General features: G+C 47.5%; 22 protein-coding genes and 1 riboswitch. Of the genes, 7 read left to right on the forward strand and 15 right to left on the reverse strand.

Going from position 1 to position 21088, the window contains the following annotated elements; translation table 11 throughout:
- The 3 genes from F8H35_RS06075 to F8H35_RS06085 are packed head-to-tail and all read right to left on the reverse strand — an operon-like array spanning nucleotide 1 to nucleotide 2334.
- A complete protein-coding gene (locus F8H35_RS06075; RefSeq protein WP_472572646.1) occupies nucleotides 1-702 on the reverse strand; it encodes an ABC transporter ATP-binding protein in 702 nt (233 codons plus the stop codon).
- Nucleotides 689-1591 (reverse strand): FecCD family ABC transporter permease, encoded by a 903-nt coding sequence (locus F8H35_RS06080; protein WP_472572647.1) that lies wholly within the window; start codon nucleotides 1589-1591, stop codon nucleotides 689-691. The genes F8H35_RS06075 and F8H35_RS06080 overlap by 14 nt, the downstream gene beginning before the upstream one ends.
- Nucleotides 1579-2334 carry a helical backbone metal receptor gene (locus F8H35_RS06085; RefSeq protein ID WP_472572648.1) on the reverse strand — a complete coding sequence of 252 codons (756 nt, stop codon included), beginning with the start codon at nucleotides 2332-2334 and terminating at the stop codon, nucleotides 1579-1581. Before F8H35_RS06085 ends, F8H35_RS06080 begins: the two co-directional genes overlap by 13 nt.
- 31 nt (nucleotides 2335-2365) lie before the next feature.
- Nucleotides 2366-2551: riboswitch (cobalamin riboswitch) on the reverse strand.
- A 47-nt stretch (nucleotides 2552-2598) separates the two neighbouring features.
- On the opposite strand from F8H35_RS06085, the gene F8H35_RS06090 reads away from it, so the two are divergent.
- Genes F8H35_RS06090 through pyrF form a run of 3 tightly spaced genes read left to right on the forward strand, consistent with a single transcriptional unit; the run spans nucleotide 2599 to nucleotide 5817 of the window.
- Nucleotides 2599-3816, forward strand: a complete 1218-nt coding sequence (locus F8H35_RS06090) for an aminotransferase class I/II-fold pyridoxal phosphate-dependent enzyme (RefSeq protein ID WP_472572649.1) — start codon at nucleotides 2599-2601, stop codon at nucleotides 3814-3816.
- A 14-nt stretch (nucleotides 3817-3830) separates the two neighbouring features.
- On the forward strand, nucleotides 3831-5117 hold the full coding sequence (locus F8H35_RS06095) for a homoserine dehydrogenase (RefSeq protein ID WP_472572650.1): 1287 nt from the start codon (nucleotides 3831-3833) through the stop codon (nucleotides 5115-5117).
- Nucleotide 5118: 1 nt separating this feature from the next.
- Complete coding sequence (gene pyrF / locus F8H35_RS06100; RefSeq protein ID WP_472572651.1) at nucleotides 5119-5817, forward strand: orotidine-5'-phosphate decarboxylase; 699 nt, start codon at nucleotides 5119-5121, stop codon at nucleotides 5815-5817.
- Nucleotides 5818-6000: 183 nt separating this feature from the next.
- Here the strand turns inward: pyrF and F8H35_RS06105 are convergent, their stop codons facing one another.
- The 8 genes from F8H35_RS06105 to F8H35_RS06140 all read right to left on the reverse strand — a co-directional run bounded on the left by F8H35_RS06105 (nucleotide 6001) and on the right by F8H35_RS06140 (nucleotide 14031).
- Nucleotides 6001-7323: an HD domain-containing phosphohydrolase gene (locus tag F8H35_RS06105; RefSeq protein WP_472572652.1), complete on the reverse strand. Its 1323-nt coding sequence runs from the start codon at nucleotides 7321-7323 to the stop codon at nucleotides 6001-6003.
- A 62-nt stretch (nucleotides 7324-7385) separates the two neighbouring features.
- Nucleotides 7386-7562, reverse strand: a complete 177-nt coding sequence (locus tag F8H35_RS06110) for an ATP-binding protein (RefSeq protein ID WP_464904038.1) — start codon at nucleotides 7560-7562, stop codon at nucleotides 7386-7388.
- Nucleotides 7563-7575: 13 nt separating this feature from the next.
- Nucleotides 7576-8133, reverse strand: coding sequence for a ribosome recycling factor (gene frr, locus F8H35_RS06115; protein ID WP_472572653.1), 558 nt, complete (start codon nucleotides 8131-8133; stop codon nucleotides 7576-7578).
- Nucleotides 8130-8852, reverse strand: coding sequence for a UMP kinase (pyrH, locus tag F8H35_RS06120; RefSeq protein ID WP_472572654.1), 723 nt, complete (start codon nucleotides 8850-8852; stop codon nucleotides 8130-8132). The genes frr and pyrH overlap by 4 nt, the downstream gene beginning before the upstream one ends.
- A 63-nt stretch (nucleotides 8853-8915) precedes the next feature.
- Complete coding sequence (tsf, locus tag F8H35_RS06125; RefSeq protein ID WP_472572655.1) at nucleotides 8916-9512, reverse strand: translation elongation factor Ts; 597 nt, start codon at nucleotides 9510-9512, stop codon at nucleotides 8916-8918.
- Nucleotides 9513-9529: 17 nt separating this feature from the next.
- On the reverse strand, nucleotides 9530-10267 hold the full coding sequence (gene rpsB / locus F8H35_RS06130) for a 30S ribosomal protein S2 (RefSeq protein WP_472572675.1): 738 nt from the start codon (nucleotides 10265-10267) through the stop codon (nucleotides 9530-9532).
- A gap of 262 nt (nucleotides 10268-10529) precedes the next feature.
- The gene (locus F8H35_RS06135) at nucleotides 10530-12068 is read right to left on the reverse strand and encodes a hydantoinase B/oxoprolinase family protein (protein ID WP_472572656.1); all 1539 of its coding nucleotides are present in this window, start codon (nucleotides 12066-12068) and stop codon (nucleotides 10530-10532) included.
- The gene (locus tag F8H35_RS06140; protein WP_472572657.1) at nucleotides 12061-14031 is read right to left on the reverse strand and encodes a hydantoinase/oxoprolinase family protein; all 1971 of its coding nucleotides are present in this window, start codon (nucleotides 14029-14031) and stop codon (nucleotides 12061-12063) included. The genes F8H35_RS06135 and F8H35_RS06140 overlap by 8 nt, the downstream gene beginning before the upstream one ends.
- 64 nt (nucleotides 14032-14095) lie before the next feature.
- Between F8H35_RS06140 and F8H35_RS06145 the strand changes: the two genes are divergently transcribed.
- Both F8H35_RS06145 and F8H35_RS06150 read left to right on the forward strand, forming a co-directional pair.
- On the forward strand, nucleotides 14096-14761 hold the full coding sequence (locus F8H35_RS06145) for a ubiquinone/menaquinone biosynthesis methyltransferase (RefSeq protein ID WP_472572658.1): 666 nt from the start codon (nucleotides 14096-14098) through the stop codon (nucleotides 14759-14761).
- A gap of 58 nt (nucleotides 14762-14819) precedes the next feature.
- Nucleotides 14820-16064, forward strand: coding sequence for a cytochrome c3 family protein (locus F8H35_RS06150; RefSeq protein ID WP_472572659.1), 1245 nt, complete (start codon nucleotides 14820-14822; stop codon nucleotides 16062-16064).
- 13 nt (nucleotides 16065-16077) lie between these two features.
- On the opposite strand, the gene F8H35_RS06155 is transcribed toward F8H35_RS06150, so the two are convergent.
- The 4 genes from F8H35_RS06155 to leuC are packed head-to-tail and all read right to left on the reverse strand — an operon-like array spanning nucleotide 16078 to nucleotide 19130.
- Nucleotides 16078-16866 (reverse strand): sulfite exporter TauE/SafE family protein, encoded by a 789-nt coding sequence (locus tag F8H35_RS06155; protein WP_472572660.1) that lies wholly within the window; start codon nucleotides 16864-16866, stop codon nucleotides 16078-16080.
- Between the two features lies 1 nt (nucleotide 16867).
- The gene (gene cutA, locus F8H35_RS06160) at nucleotides 16868-17182 is read right to left on the reverse strand and encodes a divalent-cation tolerance protein CutA (protein WP_472572661.1); all 315 of its coding nucleotides are present in this window, start codon (nucleotides 17180-17182) and stop codon (nucleotides 16868-16870) included.
- 8 nt (nucleotides 17183-17190) lie between these two features.
- Entirely contained in the window at nucleotides 17191-17805 is a 615-nt protein-coding gene (locus F8H35_RS06165; protein ID WP_472572662.1) for a DUF309 domain-containing protein, read from the reverse strand.
- Nucleotides 17806-17855: 50 nt separating this feature from the next.
- The gene (gene leuC, locus F8H35_RS06170; RefSeq protein WP_472572663.1) at nucleotides 17856-19130 is read right to left on the reverse strand and encodes a 3-isopropylmalate dehydratase large subunit; all 1275 of its coding nucleotides are present in this window, start codon (nucleotides 19128-19130) and stop codon (nucleotides 17856-17858) included.
- Nucleotides 19131-19231: 101 nt separating this feature from the next.
- On the opposite strand from leuC, the gene nadD reads away from it, so the two are divergent.
- Nucleotides 19232-19912, forward strand: a complete 681-nt coding sequence (nadD, locus tag F8H35_RS06175; protein ID WP_472572664.1) for a nicotinate (nicotinamide) nucleotide adenylyltransferase — start codon at nucleotides 19232-19234, stop codon at nucleotides 19910-19912.
- Nucleotides 19866-21065: a phosphoglycerate kinase gene (locus F8H35_RS06180; protein WP_472572676.1), complete on the forward strand. Its 1200-nt coding sequence runs from the start codon at nucleotides 19866-19868 to the stop codon at nucleotides 21063-21065. The genes nadD and F8H35_RS06180 overlap by 47 nt, the downstream gene beginning before the upstream one ends.
- Nucleotides 21066-21088: the final 23 nt, after the last annotated feature.

Genomic DNA, 21088 nt, shown 5'->3' on the forward strand with positions numbered 1-21088 from the left:
TTAAACAGTTTTTATGAAAATTTCTCCGTTGCACTCAAAGGCCTTCAGCTCAACACCGAAAATTTCACGGCTCTTTTCAAGGAGCTCCCCTCCACTTCCAAACAGACGGAGCTCCCCCTCTTTAAGCCCCAAAAACAGCTGGCAGAGTTCATAGAGGAAGTTGACATCGTGGGAAGTTATGAAAACAGTTTTTCCCCTTTTAGAGATTTCCCTGACAAGCTCTCCAATTAAAGGAACAACAGAAACGTCTAAGTAAGCAACGGGCTCATCTAAAAGGTAAACTTCAGGGTCTATCAAAAGGAGTCTTGAAAGGTGAACCTTAACCTTTTCTCCTCCGCTCAGGCCGTTTAAGAGCCTGTTCTTGAAAGCTGAAATTCCAAGGCGGCAGAGAACTTCCTCTATCTCTTCATCTCTCTTTCCCGTGGTAGATGAGAGAAACTCGTAAACTGTGAATGGAAACGGGTGGTAGAAGTCCTGAGGCAGGTAGTTAACCGCTTTTATTCGCTCTTCCGGTGGGAGCTCCCTAATCTCTCTGCCGTTAACCTTTACACTCCCAGAGTAGCTGTAGAAACCGCCCAAACACTTTAGAAGGGTAGTCTTCCCGGCACCGTTCTTCCCAACAACTCCAACAACAGAACCTTCCGGAACGGTAAAAGAGATATTCTTTAAAACCCTGAGGGAGAGCTCCCTAACCTCTACCACCTGTATACCTCCAGAGGATATAGAGGAAAAGTGGAACTCCAAGAAGAGCCGTAATAACTCCAGCAGGGAGAACAGTCGGGTAGAGAAGAGTCCTTGCAAGCCACTGGGAGAGGGAGAGAGCTCCACCACCTACAAGGAAAGAGACAGGGAGAAGGAGTTTCCCCGTTCTGTATCCCAAAAACCTGACGGCGTGGGGAACAACTATCCCCACAAAGCCGATAACACCGCAGTAGGCAACAAAGAGTGAAACGGGAACGGAAGAGATGAGAAAGAGGAGAAATCTCTCTCTCTTCGGGTCAACGCCGGAGAAGAAGGCGGTTTCATCTCCTAAAGAGATGAGGTCAAGGTTCCTTGAACGGAATATAAGGAGCGCAAGGGAAACAAGAGAAACGACGAAGAGAAACAGTGAAAGGGAAATTTTCACAGGCATAATGTAGCCGAGGGTAAAGAGAAGTGCCTCCTGAAGGGTGTAAACGGGAAAGAGCGCGTAGAGGAAGAGAATTGAGGCTGAGAAGAAGGCCGTTAAGCCAACGCCGAAGAGGAGAACGGAGAGAGGGTCGCTGAAAACCCTGAAAGAGAGAACTATGAAGAAAACTGAAAGGAGCCCCCCGACAAGAGCCCCCCACTCAACAGGAAATCGGAAAACAGAGGCTACCGCCGCCCCAAGGGCAGCCCCTGCAGCTGTTCCCAGGGTATAAGGTTCGGCAAGGGGATTCTTCAGAGTTCCCTGGAAAACGCCTCCGGCGGCAGAGAGGGAACCGCCGAAGCCAAAGGAGAGGAGAAGCTCGGGAAGTCTGAGCTCCAAAACAATATTCGTTGGGGGAAAGCCCCAGAAGAGGAGAAGAAGAGAAGGTATAAAAACTGCCAGAACAACAGCTACTTTCCGCAAACCGCCCTCCGGAGCTCCCCAATTCCCTTTAAAACCTGAGGGCTGGGGTGGAGCAGCTCATCGGCAGGCTTCACCCTTACAACGTGAAAACGGGCTAACAGATACAGGTTGCCATTCCCTACAAGAAGAACAGTATCGGGGCGGAGCTCCACCAGGGATTCGTAAGAAATAACAGAGAATGTAGTATCCGGAACAACCTCTGCTCCGGCCAGTTTAAGGATTTCTCCTAAGTAGCTCTTACTCCCGGCAACGTATAGAGGCCTTGAAGAGATAACAATAACTACCCTCTTTCCCTTTAAACACCGGGAGAGGGGGAGAACAGCTCTTCTTATTCTTCTTAAGAGTTTCCTCCCCTTTGCCCCATCTCCTCCAAGGAGCTCCCCCAGTCTCCCGGTAGCATCAACTACATCCTCAAGAGAAACAAGTCTGAAAACAAGAACTTTTAAACCTAAACGTTTTAAGGCTTCAACATCTCTTTTTGGTGTTAAAGTCGTGGCTATAACAAGATCTGGATGGAGGGAGTAAATTTTTTCAACGTTGGGGTTAACAATTCCGCCAACTTTCTCCTTTCCCCTGCAGACTTCTCCCGAACAGAAAACCGTTACGCCGATTAACTTCTTCTCCGCTCCAACGTAAGCGATAATGTCGGTAAGGGCAGGAGAGAGAGAAACAACCCTGTCAAAACAGAAACCGTTTAAACCAAATAGAACTACCCAGAAAAAGACAAAAAGAACCCTCTTCACTCTACCTCCCTGCCCTGACCCCCCGCAGGGCAGACGAGTTTTCGCACGGGCCGGTCTCCCGGCTCGCAGGGTTCATTTAGGCCAGTGCCTTCCCGGAGTGGCGGCTCTTAACCTCTCCACTCCAGTGGCAAAGGCCCGGTTATTCCCTGCTCACGGTTGCGGGGACAGCGCCGGACTCTCACCGGACTTCCCGTTCACCCGTGCAGCCAAATTCTAACAAAAGGGCTGTATAATTAGGTCTTACTCAAAGGTAGGAGTAAGAAAATGCCCCAGTTTCAGTTTGCAAGGATAGACAGGCTTCCACCCTACGTTTTCGCAGTTGTAAACGACCTGAAGATGAAGCTGAGAAGGGCGGGAGAGGACATCGTTGACCTTGGAATGGGAAACCCCGACCTTCCAACCCCACAGCACATAGTAGACAAGCTGTGTGAAGCTGCACAGAACCCGAAAAACCACAGGTATTCCCAAACAAAAGGCCTTTTTAAACTGAGGGAAGCCTTAGCCCTCTGGTATAAGAGGAAGTATGACGTTGACTTAGACCCTGAAACTGAAGTTATCACAACAATTGGCTCAAAAGAGGGGCTTGCCCACCTTGCGCTTACACTCATAAACCCGGGAGACGTAGCAATAGTTCCAACTCCGGCGTATCCGATTCACCCCTACTCAATAATCATTGCCGGCGGAGACGTTCGGAGCGTTCCCATCCTCACAGACGAAGGGTTTGATGAAGAGGCATTCTTTGAGTCCATCGTAAAAGCCTACAAAGAGAGCTGGCCAAGGCCAAAGGTTTTAATTTTGAACTTCCCTCACAACCCTACAACGGCAACCGTTGAACTACCTTTCTTTGAAAAGATCGTTGACTTTGCGAAAGACAACAACCTCATAGTGATTCAGGACCTTGCCTACGCAGAAATAGCCTTTGACGGCTACGTTCCGCCAAGCATCCTCCAGGTAAAAGGAGCGAAAGAAGTTGCCGTTGAGTTCTACTCCCTATCAAAAACCTACTCAATGGCCGGCTGGCGGGTGGGGTTTGCCGCCGGAAATAAGGAGATAATCCACGCCCTCTACAGAATGAAGAGCTACTTAGACTACGGAATGTTCCAGCCCATCCAGATAGCGGCAATAATAGCTCTAAAGGGAGACCAGTCCTGCGTTGAAGAGTACAGGAAGATCTATGAGAGCAGGAGAAACACGTTAGTTGAAGGGCTAAACAGGATAGGCTGGCACGTTGAGAAGCCGAAAGCAACAATGTTTGTCTGGGCAAAAATACCCGAGAAGTTCCAGTCTATGGGCTCTCTGGAATTTGCGAAGATGCTCCTCTTAGACGGTAAAGTTGCAGTCTCCCCTGGAATAGGCTTTGGGGAGTATGGAGACAAATACGTCCGGTTTGCGTTGGTTGAGAATGAGCTGAGGATAAAGCAGGCAGTTCGGGGAATAAAGAGGGCATTTGAGAAGTATGGTCTGCGGAACATCAACGTCTGACTCTGGAGGAGGTGGTGGAGAGTTTCAAGGTTGGAATCGTCGGCTGCGGAACGGTGGGGGGCGGTGTTGTGGAGCTCCTTTTCAAAAACCGAGAACTGATAGAGAAAAGAATCGGGAAACCGGTTGAAATAGCCTTTGTTGCAGATAGAGACACGGAAAAAGTTAAAGCCCTCGGTGTTCCTGAGGAAAAAGTTTTTGATGATGGTCTGAAAGCCCTTGAGGTCCAATGTGATGCCGTTGTTGAGCTGATAGGCGGAACGGGAATTGCCAAAAGAGTTGTTGAGGAGGCCCTAAAGAGAAAGAGGCATGTAGTAACGGCAAACAAGGCACTCCTTGCAGACTACGGAGAGGAGCTCTTCAATCTGGCAAGGGAGAACGGCGTTTCGCTGAAGTTTGAGGCAAGCGTTGGTGGCGGTATTCCTGTAATAAAGGCCTTAAGGGAAGGGCTTGTTGGAAACAGAATAGAAGCCATCTACGGAATCATAAACGGAACGGCGAACTTCATTCTAACAGAGATGAGCCAGAAGGGAATGAGCTTTGAAACAGCCCTTAAAGAGGCCCAGGAGTTGGGATTTGCCGAAGCCGACCCCACCTTAGACGTTGAAGGATTTGACGCAGCCCACAAAATCGCAATCCTCTCAAGCCTTGCATACTGCAGATGGGTGAAAACAGAAAACGTTTTCGTTAAAGGGATAAGAGAGCTTACTCCCTTAGACATAGAGATAGCCCGTGAGGAGTTCGGCTATTCGGTCAAGCTCCTTGCAATAGCAAAGACTACAGACGGAGAGCTTGAGGTAAGGGTTCACCCAACAATGATTCCAGAGGAGAATATCCTCTCAAGCGTCAACGGAGTATTCAACGCCTGCCTTATAGAGGGAGATTTTGTCGGGGATACCCTTTACTACGGCAAAGGTGCAGGTAGAAGGCCAACGGCAAGCGCAGTAGTTTCAGACATAGTTGACGTTGCTCTGGGAAATACCTACGATGTTCCAGAGTGTTTGATAAAGGGTAGAGAGGAGCTCCCCCTAAAACCCCCCAATCAGTTTACTTCAAGTTTCTACTTAAGGTTCACAGCTGTTGATAGGCCGGGAGTTCTTGCAAAAATTGCGGAAATACTTGGAAAAGAACAGATAAGCATAAAGAGCGCCCTCCAGAAGAGTTTAGACTTTGAGGGGGGCGTTCCGATAGTTATGACAACCCACCCTGCCAGAAAAGAGCAGATAGACAGGGCAATAGCCGAAATAAACAGGTTGGACGTGATAGTAAAACCGACATTCATCTGCATGATTGAGGAGCTCTGAGATGGTAATCGTAGCCCTTGACTTTGACAGGTGCGAAAAGGCTCTAAACCTTGTTGACACACTTGGAGATACGATAAACCACTACAAAGTTGGCCTGGAGCTCTTTTCAAGGTGTGGAATAGAGGTTGTAAAAGAGATTTCAAAGAGAGGGAAAAAAGTTTTTTTAGACCTCAAATACCACGACATTCCAAACACAGTTAAGTCTGCAGCAAGGGTTGGCATAGAAGCTGGAGTCTGGATGTACAACGTCCACGCCCTTGGTGGATTTGAATTTTTAAAACAGATTGCAGAGTTCAATAAAGAATACGCTGAAAAAATCGGCGCTGAGAGGCCGCTTCTCATAGCCGTAACAATTTTAACCAGCATGGATGAAAATGACCTTAAAAGTGTTGGAATAGAGTCTTCAGTGGAAGATGAGGTTTTAAGACTGGCAGAGCTCTCCAAAAAAGCAGGGCTTGACGGAGTAGTCTGTTCTGCAAGAGAGGTAAGGCTCATAAAGGAGAACCTCGGAGAGGACTTCATAACCGTTACGCCGGGAATAAGGCCAACCTGGGCTGCAAAGAACGACCAGAAGAGGGTTGTAACGCCGAAAGACGCTGTAAAACTTGGAACGGACTACATGGTGATAGGAAGGCCGATAACGGGAGCTCCCGACCCCAAAGAAGTAGCAGGGAAAATAATTTCTGAAATTTCAAAGTAAGAATTACCAGAGAAGAAAAAGAGTAAACCTTAAAATAGAGGCTTATTTCCGATATCTACTTCTATTTTCTTCCTGTTAGAAACGTTAACGTTCTGGTTTTCTATTTTCTTTTAAGAAAGGCGAGATTTTACAACTATAGTCCCTTTTGAGTTCTCTTACTTATCTTAAATACTCATTGAAATCCTAATTTTTACAAGACGACTCAAAACTTGAAACGACTTCTTTAAGTTCGCCGTAGAGCTCTGCAGCCAACCTCTGGGAAATTTGCCTGCTCCTATCAATTGCTTTCAAGTTATTCCTCAAAACAGAAACAACCTGAGTATCAAGCTCTCCTTCTTCTGAAAGTTGAATCATCATTCTTACAGCTTCAGAGCTGGAAATAGATTTCTTGTAAGGTCTTTCTTCTGTTAAAGCTGTGAACATATCTGCAACTGCCATAATCCTTGAACCGAGAGGGATTTTGTTGGCCTTAAGCTTAAAGGGATAGCCTTTACCGTTTAACCTTTCATGATGGTAAGAAGCCCATTCCACCACATCTTCATTCTTTATAAATCGGCTAAGTATTCTGTAGGTATGGTAAACGTGTGATTTCATAATGAAGAACTCTTCCTCTGTTAACTGTGCCGGTTTCTCCAAAATTTCGTTGGGGATAAAAATTTTTCCAATATCATGTAAAAAACCTGCAATCTTCATTTTTCTTAACTCTTCCTGAGAAAAATGGAAATAAGAGGCCAAATGGGTTGCCGTCTGAGAAACTCCAGAGGAGTGGGTGGCGGTAAAAGGGCTTTTGAAGTCTATAATGAAACCAAAAAGGTTAACCGTTCTGAGGAGCTCCCCAATACTCATAGCAAAATCTAACCTGTCAAGCCAGTCAACAACAGTCTCTCTAACATACTCTTCTTCAGTATAAAGGTTAAACCAGAATGCTTCCTTCTCGTAGTAAAAGTTGAACAGTATATCAAGCAATTTTGGACTAAATAGAAAACCGCGCCCTTCCTCCAGTTTTCCTTTTAAAGAAGAAATAGCATCAAGGAGAGAATACCCTTTTAACAGTCTATTGTTAATCCATACATCTACTCTATCTGCAAGAAAAAGTATCTGTGCTGGAAAAGAAAATTTCTGGGGACTGCCAATAAATTCAGAATAGGATCTATGGTGGTCTCTTATTATTTTCGCAGCTTCTTTAAAAAAGGGATATCTGTTTAAAAGGTTAAAACCTATCTCAGCATGAAGATGGATTGCTCTACTATTGAAGTTCTCTTCTTTTAAAAGAGCTACCTGCTCCTTTTCTTTAAAAAATAAAATACCAATATCGTGGAAGAGCGAGGCTATGAGAATATTTAAAAGAAACTCACGGGAAAATGAGAGCTTATTAGCAATCGCAAGAGAAATTAAAGCAACCCTTAAGTTGTGTCCTCTAAGTGAAGGGTCAAAACAGGCACTAAGATTTGAAATTTCAATTAAGAGCTTGGATATATTGTAGTAATAACCGAGATTAAATACCAAATTAACCCCTTCCCGCCCTCACAAAAATAAAAAGGGGGCAGAATGCCCCCGATGGTTGCCGATTACTCGGCTGAGATTGCGTCTGTTGGGCAGACCTCTACGCAGGCACCGCAGTCAATGCAGTCGTCTGGGTTGATGTAGTATTTTCCGTCGTCAGTTGGGCTGATGGCGTTCGTTGGACATACAGATGCACACGCGCCACAGCCGATGCAGAGTTCAGGGTCAATCTTGTGAGCCATAGTACTCACCTCCTTAGATGGTAAGAATTTCCTCCTCTTTCCTTGAGAGGAGGTTATCCACCTCTTTCACGTGTTTATCTGTAATTTTCTGGAGTTCATCTTTAGCGCGCTTAATGTCATCTTCTGAATATCCGCCCTCTTTCTTCAGTTTGTCAAGTTCCTTCATTACCTCGTGGCGGATGTTCCTTATTGCAATCCTTGCCTGCTCGGCAAGTTTACCGGCCTTTTTGACAAGCTCTTTTCTCCTCTCCTCCGTTAGCGGTGGAAGAATAATCCTGATGATATTTCCATCCCTCTGGGGCTGAACGCCAAGGTCTGATTCTCTAATAGCCTTCTCCACGTTAGGAACAACGGATACGTCCCACGGCTGAATAACTATCTGGTTAGCCTCTGGAACCGAAATCTGTGCAATCTGCTTTATCGTCATAGGTGAACCGTAGTAGTCAACCTTTATATCTTCAACTAAAACGGTAGATGCTCTACCCGTTCTAAGACCTGCAAACTCTCCCTTAAGAACCTCAACTGCCTTTTTCATCCTCTTATCTGCGTCCTTCAGTAGTTGGTCAATCATAGCCCCTCTCCTTCTACAAGTGATCCTACTGCCTCTCCTTTAACAACTTTCTCAAGATTTCCCGGCTTCCGAACGTCAAAAACGACAATGGGTATGTTGTTCTCCATACAGAGAGAAACTGCGGCTGAATCCATAACCTTTATACCATTTGTAATTACTTCTTTGTAAGAGAGTTTGTCAAGCTTCCTGGCGTTCTGGTCCTTCATAGGGTCGGCCGTGTAAATTCCGTCAACCTTTGTTGCCTTTAAAAGAACGTCTGCATTTATCTCGGCAGCCCTTAGAGCGGCCGCCGTATCTGTTGTGAAGAACGGATTTCCCGTTCCAGCACCGAATATGACAACCCTTCCTTTCTCAAGGTGCCTTATGGCTCTTCGCCTTATGTAGGGCTCTGCAATCTCTCTCATCTCTATTGCAGTGAGAACCCTTGTATGGAGTCCTTCCTTCTCAAGGGCATCCTGAAGAGCAAGGGCGTTTATAACAGTTGCAAGCATTCCCATGTAGTCGGCCGTTGCCCTGTCCATTCCCTGAGTAGCTCCGGAGACTCCCCTGAAGATGTTTCCACCGCCGATGACTACGGCAACCTGTGCTCCAAGGTCAACAACCTTCTTTATCTCCTGGGCAAGCCTTCGGAGAAACTCAGGGTCTATACCGTACGGCTTGTTTCCCTGAAGCGCCTCTCCGCTGAGCTTAAGGAGAATTCTCTTGTATTTAAGGGCCATTCCCACCTTCTCAAAAGGATTTTCGGGAAATTATACGAAAAGGGGGCAGAACGCCCCCGGGAATTACTTGCCAACTTCAAAACGGCAGAAGCGCTTAACCTTGATGTTCTCACCAAGCTTGGTGATGTAGTCTGTTAAGAGGTCTTTTATTGTCTTGCTGTCATCCTTTATCCAGGGCTGCTCCAAGAGGCACTTTTCGGAGAAGAATTTGGAGAGCCTTCCCTCAACTATCTTCTCAACTATGTGCTCGGGCTTGCCCTCGGCAAGTGCCTGCTCCTTAAGGACTTCTTTCTCTTTTTCAACTATTTCAGCAGGAACGTCCTCTCTGCTCACGTACTCGGGAGCCATTGCAGCAACCTGCATTGCTATCTCGTGGCCTAAGTTCTTGAAGTCTTCAGTCCTTGCAACGAAGTCAGTTTCACAGTTGAGCTCAACTAAAGCTCCAACCTTACCGCCTGCGTGGATGTAGGAGACAACGATTCCCTCAGCTGTTGCTCTTTCAGCTTTCTTTGCAGCCTTAGCAGCACCCTTCTTCCTCAGTATCTCAACGGCCTTCTCTATATCTCCGCCGGCCTCCTGAAGGGCCTTCTTACAGTCAACAATTCCCGCTCCTGTCTTCTCACGGAGCTCCTTTATCATCTGAGTTGTTATCTCAGCCATTTCTCCTCCTCCTTTCATTACTCTTCAGGCAGGAAGTCAAGCTCTTCCTCGGCAGCTTCCTCACCTTCGGCAAGCTTTATAGCCTCTCTCCTCATCTTTCCTTCAAGAACGGCGTCTGCAATCCTTGACGTGAGGAGCCTGATAGCCCTTATAGCGTCGTCGTTTGCTGGAATCGGGTAGTCTACGAGATCTGGGTCTGCGTTTGTGTCAACGAGGGCAACAATAGGAACTCCGGCCTTCCTGGCCTCTCTAACGGCGTTTTCTTCCCTAACGATGTCAACAATGAAGAGGGCGTCGGGAAGGCGGTTCATGTTCTCAATACCGCCGATGTATTTCTCAAGCTTCTCCTTCTTCCTGCGGAGCCTTACAGCCTCTTTCTTTGGAAGCTGCTCTAAAACCCCTTCCTCTTCCATCTTCTTGAGCATCTTCAGTTTGTAAACGGATTTCCTGATGGTCTGGAAGTTTGTGAGGGTTCCACCTAACCACCTCTTGTTAACGTAGAACATTCCGCAGCGCTTTGCCTCTTCCTCAACAATGTCCTGACCCTGCTTCTTTGTGCAGACAAAGAGAACTGTTCCGCCGTTTGCAACTAAGTCTGCGATGTAGTCGTAGGCTTCCTCAAAGAACTTGATGGTCTGCTGAAGGTCAATGATGTGGATGCCGTTACGCTCTGTGAAGATAAACTTCTTCATTTTGGGGTTCCAGCGCTCCTTCTGGTGGCCGAAGTGGACGCCGGCCTCAAGGAGCTCCTTCATCGTAACCCTCTGGCCAGGCGGCCTTGGCTTAAAGGTCTCCTGCTCCTGAACTTCTTGAGTCTGCTCCTGCTGAACTTCCTGAACCTCTTGAGTTTCCTGAGGCTGCTGCTCTTTCATCTCTTCAGACATTTCTACCTCCTGATATGGGTTTTTCCTCCCGAGCCTTCATCCTCCGGAAGAACCCGTAAAGGGCACCCCTTCCGGAGTCTGGCCGGTGAGTTTTCAACGGGAAATATATCCGATTTGGTTTCAAAAAGAAACCTTAACTTCCCCAGCCGCCGCCTCCGGGGGTCTCTATTCTCAGCTTCTCGCCGGGGTGGAAACGGCGGGTGAACTTGGCGGGGAGCTCCACCTCCTCCCCCTCTGGTTTTACGAGGACGTTTCTTCCTCTCTTTCCAGGCTTTCCCCCGTTTAGTCCATAGGAACTGTGGGTTCTCCTCTCAGAAACAACCGTTACGTCAACTTCCTCTAAAAAGAGGAGTTCTCTAACTATTCCGTCTCCTCCTCTCCACTTTCCATCTCCGCCGGAACCCCTCCTTACGCCGTAGCGGGTAACCATAACGGGAAACTGGAACTCAAGGGCTTCAACGGGAGTGTTGAGGGTGTTTGTCATGTGGGTATGAACAGCGCTGGCTCCGTCAAAACCGTTTCCTGCTCCCGCTCCCCCTCCAATTGTTTCGTAGTAGGTGAACTTCTCGTTTCCAAAGGTCAGGTTGTTCATAGTTCCCTGAGAAGCTGCGGGGATTCTCTCGGGGATAGCTTTTGAGAGAGCTCCAAGTTGAACGTCTGTTATCCTCTGTGAGGTTTCAACGTTTCCACCTGAAACGGCCGCAGGGAACTCAGCATCAACAACTGTTCCCGGCTTCGTTATAACCTTTATCGGCCTTAGTATTCCCTCGTTTGTCGGTATCTCCTCCCCTGCAAGACACCTGAAGACGTAGAGGGTTGACGAGACAACTATTGAGCGAACTGCGTTTAAACAGCCACGAACCTGAGGGTCTGATGGTGAGAAGTCAACTGTTGCCTCTTCTCCTTTTATTGTAAGAACAACCCTTATCCTTACGTTCCTGTTTCCCGCTCCGTCGTCGTCTAAGAAGTCCCCAAAGGTGTAAACGCCGTCGGGAATTTCTGATATTACTCTTTTCATCATTTTCTCTGAGTAGTCTAAGAGGGCTTCCGAGTAGGCCTCAAGGAACTCTGAACCGTACTTCTCAAGGAGCTCCCTTAATCTCCTTATCCCAATTCTGTTTGCCATAACCTGAGCTTTAAAGTCTCCCTCCCTCTCATCGGGAGTTCTTGTGTTGGCCTTTAAGAAGTTCAGGAAATCGGTTAAAACCTCTCCGTTTTCAACACACTTAACAGGGGGAATTACAAGCCCTTCCTGAAAAATTGAAGTTGAGAGGGGCATTGAACCGGGGGTTATTCCACCAACGTCTGAGTGGTGGGCACGGTTTGCAACGTAGAAGAGGAGCTCCCCTTCGTAGTAAACGGGGGCAACAACGGTTATGTCTGGAAGGTGTGTTCCCCCTTTAAAGGGGTCGTTGATAGCTGCCATATCTCCTTCTTTCAGCTCAACGTTTTCAACAACGCTCCTTACAGACATGGGCATTGAGCCAAGGTGGACGGGGATGTGGGCTGCCTGTGCAACCATCCGGCCGTGGCGGTCAAAGATGGCGCAGGAGAAGTCTCTCCTCTCCTTTATGTTTGGCGAAAAGGCTGTCCTCTGGAGAACTGCTCCCATTTCTTCGGCAACCGAGATAAGGGCGTTCTTTATCACTTCAAGCTTTATCGGGTTAACCATTCTTTACCTCTAAGATAAGGTTTCCAAAGCTGTCAACTCTCACCTCTGCAAAGGGTGGAACAACTGTTGTTGAGCTGTACTCAACGATAACTGCAGGGCCCTTAAACTCGTGGCCTGGAAGTAGCTTTTCCCTATCAATAACCGGAGTTTCTACCCACTCACCATCAAAGTAGACTTTCCTGCATTTTAAGAGAGCTCCTTCCGGGAACCCCTCTCCGCACTCCTTCATCGGCTCAAAAGAGGGTTTTTCCGTTATCCCAACCGCCCTTAGCCGAACGTTAACAACTTCTACATCTCGGCTGTGCCTGTAACCGTAGAGTTTCTCGTGGGCTTTCTCAAAGGATTCCTTAAACTTCTCTGAGTAGGGAACTGTTATCTCAAAAGACTGGCCTCTATACCTGAGGTCTAAGTGCCTCTCTAAGAGGAGCTCCCCCTCAAAACCCTCTTTCTCCATCTCTGCTTTAGCCCTCTCCTCAAGTTCTTTGAAGTGCTCCTCAAGGGTTTCAGCTGTCGCTTCCTCCTCCTTCAGCATAACGGTTCTGGAATAGTCTTTAACAACATCTGAGAGGACCATTCCGAGGGCAGAGAGGATTCCTGGATTTTTTGGAATAAGAACCCTTGGGATGGAAAGCTCCCTTGCAAGATAGGCCGAGTGCATTCCACCTGCACCGCCAAAGGAAAGGAGCGTAAACTCCTCCGGATCGTACCCCCTCTCAACGGAGATTACCCTTAAGGCCTTCGCCATTTTTGTATTTGCTATCTCTAAAATACCTTCAGCAAGCTCTATAGATGTTATTCCAAGCCTTTTAGCCATCTCCTCAAAGTAGGGTTTGAGCCTTTCCGGGTGGAGCTCCATCCTTCCGCCAAGGAAGTGTTCCGGGTCTAAACGGCCCAAGAAGAGGTTGGCGTCTGTAACGGTTATCCTCTCACCTTTTCCATAGCAGATGGGACCCGGGTCTGCACCGGCACTTTCAGGACCCACCTGGAGAGCTCCCCCGCTGTCAACCCAGGCGATTGAACCTCCACCGGCTCCAACTGTGTGAATCTCAATTACCGGAACTTTTATAGGAAGACCGGAAATCTTTGACTCAACAGAAAGTTGAGGCCTTCCGTCTATCAGAGAAACGTCTGTTGAGGTTCCCCCCATGTCAAAGGTTATGAGCTTCTCAAAGCCTGCTAATTTCCCTACCTTCCATGCCCCAACAACTCCACCTGCGGGGCCTGAAAGAACCGTTCTAACAGGCTCCTTAACGGCAGTTTCCGGAGAGATAACACCTCCGTTTGACTGCATAATTTTGAGAGTATCCTTCTCCTCTAGGTTTTCGGCTAAAAAACCGATGTATCCCTTCATTTTCGGCATAACGTAGGCGTTTACAACCGTTGTTGAAGCCCTCTCAAACTCCCTGAACTCCGGAACTATCTCAGAGGAGACTGAGACGGAAAATCCCTCCCTCTCAAGGGTTTCCTTCACTTTAATCTCGCCTTCAGGGTTTAAGAACGAAAAGAGGAAAGAAACAGCAACAGACTCAACACCTAACAATTTCAGCTTCTCTACCAGCTCCTCAACCTCTTCCTCTTTCAGCGTTTCAACATGCTTCCCTTTAGAGTTGAGCCTGCAGGAGAGGCCAAAGGTGAGCTCTTCAGGAACTAAATGTTTAACCTTCTTTACCCTGAAGGAGTAGAGCTCCTCCCTGTTCTGCCTCCCTATCTCTAAAAGGTCTTCAAAACCTTTATTCGTTATGAAGGCCGTCTTTGCTCCTTTCCTCTCAAGAACTGCGTTTGTTGCAACTGTTGTTCCATGGGTTATTCTCCTCTCCTCTCCCCCTATTTCCGAAAGACCTTTAAGAACGGCCTCTGCCGGGTTTTGAGGAGTTGAAAGAATCTTTAAAACCTGCCATTTGCCGTTTTTCAAGTAGATGAAGTCTGTAAAGGTTCCTCCTGTATCAACGCCTACGATAACCATCTCTCTCTCCAGCTAACGTTTTGGCTATTCTAAAATAGTTCAATCAAAGATTTAGAGGGAAAGAGTGGAAAGGAAAAAGCCCGTTGGCGTTGAAATCTTTGACAGAATAGCCCATAAATACGACTCTATCTCCCGATTCCTGTCGTTAGGGATTATTCCGAGGTGGCAGAGAGAATTGGTTAAAGGGCTGGAAAAAACTGGAAGAGTTTTAGACCTTGCCTGCGGAACGGGGGATGCGGGAGCTCTCCTTCTAAAGAGGGCAGAAACCGTTGTTGGCCTTGACTACTCACTGCCGATGCTGAAAGTTGCAAAGGAGAAGTATCCTGAAATGCTCCTTGTTCGGGGAGACGCACTGAATACCCCCTTCCCCGATAAAGCCTTTGACACGGTTATCGTCTCATTAGGGCTGAGGCACTTTGAGAATCCAGAAAAAGGGCTGTCTGAAATCAGACGTGTTCTTAAACGTGGAGGAGAAGCGAGGATTTTAGAGGTTTCAATTCCCAAAAACCCGGTGCTGAAATTCCTGTTTCTCCAGTTTCTAAAGAGGATAATGCTTCCGTTGGGAAAGCTCAGGTCTAAGGCAGACGTGACGAAACACCTCTACGAAACGATAGTCAACTTCCCCCACTACGAAGAGCTCATTAAACTTGCTGAGGCAGTTGGTTTTAAAGGTGGAAGCTACAAACCTCTTATGTTTGGTATGGCAACAATTTACACGCTGAAAGGATAATCGTATAATACGATTTTGAATCCTTTATTTTCTTCTTTTCCGATTGGTGGAGGGAACTGTGAGAAGGCTGCTACTTGTGGCGGGAGCTCTCCTTTTAACCGCAGGCTGCGGCGGGGGTGGAGGAATTGCAAAGCCGGACGTCCACTACAGGGACTTTGGAATAAACGTCGCAAAGAGAAGTGCCCCCTACTTAACCCCCGAAAACCACGAAGACGGCTGGGGGCAGAGCGACTGTCTGGCCTGCCACCAGAACTTTAAACACACAATGGCAACCCCCGATATGCCCATAGATAAATACCAGGCCCTAATTGATAAGGCCGTTGAAACTGTTGGAAGGAACAATTCCATCCTCGTCTGTTCTGCCTGCCACGGAACAAACGGAGCAACAAAAACGGGAACAGGGCAGCCTGTAGAGAGGAAGTGTCTGGTCTGCCACGACAACTTTGAGAAACTCCACTTCTACAGAGGAACTTCTGGAAGAAAGCACTTCCACGACTTTAACGGAAACGGAAAGATTGACGACTTTGACTGCGTAGTCTGCCACTGGCAGCCCGACATGGACGGAATTGTTGAACCTGAGACTGACTTTGGAGAAATTGGAGGAACCATAAAGAGGAACTCTCAGGAACTCTGTTTAACCTGTCACTCAAACGGCTGGGGAAGTGTAGTTAAAGAACCAGTTGCAGATACAAACGGAGACGGAAAGGCAGATACTGAAATAACACCTCCGGAAAACCCGCCGGACGTTGCAACACTATGGGGAGGAAACTGGCACGGAAACGGAAGCTTCACCTCTGGAGATAGGCCGTTTAAGCTCGTAGACCTCTCAGGGGAGCTCCTCTTCCACACAAACCACGCAGCCCTTGAGTGTGTTGACTGTCACAACCCCCACGGAAGCAATAACGACAAGCTTATAGTTGAAAAAGTGGGTGAAACCTTAACCGTAGTGAAGGTTGTTAAACAGGTAGATAACTCTGCAGAAGTTAAACACGCTTTAGTTGACCCTGAAACAACAGCGTTCTTTGAAGACCTTTCTTACAACGGAGAGGTAAACGGGAAAGACAGAACCTACAACCTCTCTAATCCCGAAGACCTTAAGGCCTATGTAAACCTACCTGTTAAGAACGACGACTCCTCAGTTGATGCCAACAGGAGCACAGTTCCATCCCTCTGTGCAGCCTGCCACGACGGAACGGAGGATTACTCAACCGTTAATGGACTGGGGCTGCCAATTGATATTAAGAACCACAACGCCGGAGATACTTGCGTAAGCTGCCACTCCCACGGTGGAGGAACCTTCTAAGGTTCCTTCCCCTTTACCTTATCAGCATTTTCAGTCCGATAAGAACAAGAAGAATTCCAAAGAGCCTTCTGAGAAGGTGCTGGTTTATTTTATGGAGGAGCTTCACTCCAAATCTGCTTCCCAAAACCCCCCCAAGGGCAACAAAAACGGCTGCCGGGATGTAGATGTAGCCCAACTGCCAGTTCAAAATCCTATGGGCTGGAACGAACATGTAGAGAAGAGTTCCAAGGAAGGCGTTTACAAACGAAATTACAGATGCAAGGGCAACAATCCTTTTTGTTTCAACCCGAGAGAGGCTAAAAAGAAGGGTGTTAACAACAACTCCGCCCCCTATTCCTAAGAGGGCGCTGGAAAAGGCAGATAATAGGAGAACAGCAGGAAGAAGAACGTTCTCTCTGAAGGAGAATTTGGGAACTCCCCCTCTATCTGTAATCAGCTTAACACTCAGCAGAAGCAGAAAAAGGCCGAAAATCTTTTTTAGAACGTGGCCTGAAACGAAATGGGAAAAGAGGACACCAAAGAGAATACCAACCAATATCCAGGGAAGGAGTTTAAGGAGTTCCCTAACATCAACCTTCCCGCTGATAATGTGAAGACCAGATGTAAAAAGGGTAGAAACCATTATGACGGCAAGGCTCGTTGCAACAGAAATCTTAAAGCCTAACTCTTCAGAAATTCCAAGGTAAGAGGTAAAAAAGTAGCTGAACATTGGAACAAGGATTACACCGCCCCCTATACCGAAGAGGCCGGCTGCAAAACCGGCAATTACTCCAGCAAGGAAGAGGAGAAGATAGACTTCCAAGCTACTTAACCTCTTCTTCTAACCACTTCAGGTAAGGGGTAAAAACGGCAAAGGATGGAAGGGCAACTATCTGCGGAACCTCGTAGGGGTGGAGCTCCGCCAGCCTCCTCTCAAGCTCTGGGTAGGCTTTTTCTGTCGTTTTCAAGATGGCAAGATATTCTTTTCCCTCCTCTACTTTCCCTTCCCACCAGTAGAAACTCTTAACCTCTCCAGCAATCTGGGCACAGGCTGAAAGCCTCTCTTCCACAAGGGTTTTTAGTATAGATTCTGCAGATTTTCTATCGGGGAAGGTTGTTAAAACCACCAGAGCTCCCATCACTCCCCCTAAAAGGAGATAATCTCCTCGGTCTCCATAGCCCTCTTAATGTCCTCTTTAAGTTTATCAACATTGACGGTATGAATCGTTCCAGAATAACCTCCAAGGAGCTCTAAGGCGTTCTCAAGGAGGAGCTTAAACCCCCGGGTGTTGTAGTTTGAAAGGTGGTAGTAGGCAACGCCTATCTGAATCAAGGCCTGAAGGAAGTCCCTCTCCTTCCCAAATTCTCCCATCCAGACCTCTTCTAAAATCTCGTGAACCTCAAAGTAAAGACCTTTCTCAAAGAGGAGCCTGGCAATTTTTACGTTTTTATCTATATCTTCTTCAACAGGTTCAAAATCTTCAGGAAGAGAGCTCAGAAAGTTCCTGTAGGTTTCAACTTTTTGAAGAATGTACTTCTCTGTAATAGGATCGTCTGGAACAAACTTAAAAGATCCATTTCCTTTTTTAAAGATGGGAAATTCTGAAGAAACCTCATTTAAAACCTTCTCCGGAACATCAATCTTCTCTCCTGAAACTGCCGAGATAACGGCTTTTAGTTTTAAAAGGTCTTCTTCTTCTTTTTCCCTAAGGTAGTCACAGAGGTTGTGGGCAAACCAGTTTCTGATTTCAAAGAGATCCATTGTGAGTTCCTCAAACTTTTGTGAAAGGGGGGAGGGAACTCCCCCAAAAATCAGTTCTCTGAGCCGACAACTTCGTCTGGGTGGGCAATCCTTCCAAGGACTGCAGAGGCTGCAGCAACGGCAGGGGAGGCAAGGTAAACCTCGCTTTCAGGATGACCCATACGGCCGACGAAGTTTCTGTTCGTAGTAGCAACAGCCCTTTCACCTTTAGCGAGAATTCCCATGTGTCCGCCAAGGCACGGACCGCAGGTTGGAGTTGAAACAACGCACTCTGCGTCAAGGAAGATGTCAATGAGACCCTCTTTCAGAGCCTGCCTGTAGATTTCCTGAGTTGCAGGGATGACGATACAGCGGACGTTAGGGTTAACCTTCTTGCCCTTAAGAATCTGGGCTGCAACCCTCAGGTCGCTGAGCCTTCCGTTTGTGCAGGAGCCGATAACAACCTGGTCTATTGTTACGTGTGTAGCCTCCGTTACAGGCCTCGTGTTTGAAGGGAGGTAGGGGAATGCAACCTGTGGCTCAATCTTTGAAACGTCTATCTCGTAAACCTCTGAGTACTCTGCATCGGGGTCGGACTTGTAGAGTTTGTAAGGCCTTTTTGCCCTTCCCTTAACGTACTCAAGAGTTATCTCATCTGGCTCAATAATTCCGTTCTTAGCTCCAGCCTCAATGGCCATGTTGCAGATTGTAAACCTGTCGTCCATGGGGAGCTCCCTTATAGCTTCACCTGTGTGCTCCATCGTCTTGTAGAGAGCTCCATCAACGCCGATCATCCCGATAACGTAGAGGATGATGTCCTTTCCACCAACCCACCTCTGGCGCTTTCCGTAGTAGATGAACTTCATCTGCTCCGGAACCTTAAACCAGACCTCACCTGTAAGCCAGGCATAGGCCATGTCTGTTGAGCCAACCCCAGTTGAGAAGGCACCTAAAGCCCCGTAGGTACAGGTGTGGGAGTCTGCTCCAATAACAACGTCTCCAGGAACCACAACCCCCTGCTCAGGGAGGAGGGCGTGCTCAATTCCAACCCTTCCCTCAGGCCAGAAGTGTTTAATGCCGAACTCTTTTGCAAAGTCCCTCATCATCTTAACCTGTTCGGCAGCCTTTATATCTTTGGCGGGAACAAAGTGGTCGGGAACCAAGGCAATCCTTTCCCTATCCCACACGTTTCTGGCGCCTACAGCCTTAACCTGTTTAATGGCAATGGGAGCTGTAACGTCGTTTGCAAGGGCGATATCAACCTTACACATAACCAATTCACCGGGGTAGACCTCTTTCTTCCCGGCGTGGTCTGCAAGTATCTTCTGGGTTATCGTCATTCCCATTCTCTCTCTCCTTAAAGTGGAGTTTTAGAGTTTCAAATTATAGCAGCGGTTAAACTTTAGCCACTCTACAAAACGGGATAGAATAGAAATAGGAGGGAGTCTTGAAACTGCTCTTTGGAGGAAGCTTTAACCCGGTTCACATAGGTCACTTGCTCATTGCCAGAGACGTTTTAGAGGACTTTGGCCTTGAAGAGGTAATCTTCGTTCCGGCATACATTCAGCCACTAAAGGGGGAGCTCCTCATCCCTCCAGAAATCAGACTTAAAGCCCTGAAAGCCGCAGTAGAGTCAGAACCCCGGTTTAAAGTGTGGGACTACGAGCTCAAAAAAGGGGGAATTTCCTACACATACCAGACTTTAGAGGAGTTCCACAGAGTTTACGGCGAAGAGCCGGTTTTTATGATGGGAGCAGACTCGTTCAAAACGTTCCACCTGTGGAAAAGACCTGAAAGGATCCTAGAGCTCTCCAGAATTCTCATTGTCTCAAGGCCGGGAGAGGAGGTTAACCCGGAAGAGGTACTGAAGAAACTAAAACTGAACACTCCTGTTGTCCGTTTTAAACGGAGAAAGGCAAGTCTTGACGGCTGGAGAGTGGCCCTTTACAAGGGGAGGTTAATTGAAATCAGTTCAACAGAGATAAGGGAAAGGTTAAAATCCGGGAAACCGATTTCCTATATGGTTCCAGAAAAAGTTGAAGAAATAGTCAGGAGGTGGCGGGAAGATGCCTTACAGGAAAATGTTCAACAAAATGACGCTGAGGGACGTTCCACCACAGGAGCTTGAGGGAAAGAGACTTTTCGTAAGGGTTGACTTCAACGTTCCCATTGAAGACGGCGTCATCACAAACGACAAGCGGATAAGGGCAGCCCTTCCAACGATCAACTACCTGTTAGACCACAGGGCTAAAGTAATCCTCTGCTCCCACTTAGACAGGCCAAAGGGCTGGGACCCAAAGCTCTCTCTGAAACCTGTTGCAGAAAGGCTCTCAAGACTTCTTGAAAAAGAGGTTAAGTTCATTCCAGACTGTATTGGAGAGGTTGCAGAAAAGGGCGTGGCGGAGCTCTCCCCCGGAGAGGTGGCACTCCTTGAAAACGTCAGGTTCTATCCTGAGGAGACGAAAAACGACCCTGAGTTCGCTAAAAAACTTGCAGCTCTTGCAGATATCTACGTCAACGACGCCTTTGGAACGGCCCACAGGAAACACGCCTCAACCTACGGAATAACAAAGTTCGTAAAGCTCGCAGTTGCAGGATTTCTGCTGGAAAAGGAGATAAAGTACTTAGAAAGAGCCCTTGAGAACCCAGAAAGGCCTTTAGTTCTCATTATCGGAGGTTCAAAGGTTTCAGGTAAGTTAGAGGTGATAGAGAACCTTCTGAAAATTGTTGACAAGATGCTTGTAGGCGGCGGAATGGCCTACACATTTTTAAAGGCTGCCGGATACAGCGTAGGGAAGTCTTTAGTGGAAGAGGAGTTAATAGACACTGCAAAAAGGATTATGAAAGAGGCTGAAGAGAACGGTGTTAAGTTCTACATTCCCGTTGACAGCAACAACGCAGACGAGTTCTCCCCCACAGCCCACACAAAACTGACAACCTACAAGGAAATTCCAGACGACATGATGGGACTGGACACCGGCCCTGCCACTGTTGAGCTCTTTAAAGAAGCCCTTTCAGATGCAAAAACAATTCTCTGGAATGGCCCCATGGGAGTCTTTGAGTTTGAGAAGTTCCGCTTTGGAACGATGGCAATAGGGAAGATAGTTGCAGAACACAAAGAAGCTCTAAGGATAGTCGGCGGTGGAGACAGCGTTGCAGCAATTGAGATGTTGGGCTTAGAACACCAGATAGACCACGTTTCAACAGGTGGTGGTGCCTTCCTTCAGTTCCTTGCAGGGAAGGAGCTCCCCGGCGTAATGGCACTTACAGACAAAGAGTAAGCTGGAAGCGGGAGCTCCCGCTT

Origin of the sequence: Thermovibrio sp. (genome assembly GCA_015488335.1) — a bacterium.
GTDB lineage: Bacteria > Aquificota > Aquificia > Desulfurobacteriales > Desulfurobacteriaceae > Balnearium.

Excerpts from the sequence above, each read along its gene's own strand:
- rpsB (WP_472572675.1), bottom strand. The coding sequence starts at position 10,267 with ATGAAGGAGCTCCTTGAGGCCGGCGTCCACTTCGGCCACCAGAAGGAG.
- pyrH (WP_472572654.1), bottom strand. The coding sequence starts at position 8,852 with ATGGCCCTTAAATACAAGAGAATTCTCCTTAAGCTCAGCGGAGAGGCG.
- F8H35_RS06135 (WP_472572656.1), bottom strand. The coding sequence starts at position 12,068 with ATGGTTAACCCGATAAAGCTTGAAGTGATAAAGAACGCCCTTATCTCG.
- F8H35_RS06165 (WP_472572662.1), bottom strand. The coding sequence starts at position 17,805 with ATGGATCTCTTTGAAATCAGAAACTGGTTTGCCCACAACCTCTGTGAC.
- F8H35_RS06180 (WP_472572676.1), top strand. The coding sequence starts at position 19,866 with ATGTTCAACAAAATGACGCTGAGGGACGTTCCACCACAGGAGCTTGAG.
- F8H35_RS06110 (WP_464904038.1), bottom strand. The coding sequence starts at position 7,562 with ATGGCTCACAAGATTGACCCTGAACTCTGCATCGGCTGTGGCGCGTGT.
- tsf (WP_472572655.1), bottom strand. The coding sequence starts at position 9,512 with ATGGCTGAGATAACAACTCAGATGATAAAGGAGCTCCGTGAGAAGACA.
- cutA (WP_472572661.1), bottom strand. The coding sequence starts at position 17,182 with ATGGGAGCTCTGGTGGTTTTAACAACCTTCCCCGATAGAAAATCTGCA.
- pyrF (WP_472572651.1), top strand. The coding sequence starts at position 5,119 with ATGGTAATCGTAGCCCTTGACTTTGACAGGTGCGAAAAGGCTCTAAAC.
- leuC (WP_472572663.1), bottom strand. The coding sequence starts at position 19,130 with ATGGGAATGACGATAACCCAGAAGATACTTGCAGACCACGCCGGGAAG.
- F8H35_RS06140 (WP_472572657.1), bottom strand. The coding sequence starts at position 14,031 with ATGGTTATCGTAGGCGTTGATACAGGAGGAACCTTTACAGACTTCATC.
- F8H35_RS06090 (WP_472572649.1), top strand. The coding sequence starts at position 2,599 with ATGCCCCAGTTTCAGTTTGCAAGGATAGACAGGCTTCCACCCTACGTT.
- frr (WP_472572653.1), bottom strand. The coding sequence starts at position 8,133 with ATGATTGACCAACTACTGAAGGACGCAGATAAGAGGATGAAAAAGGCA.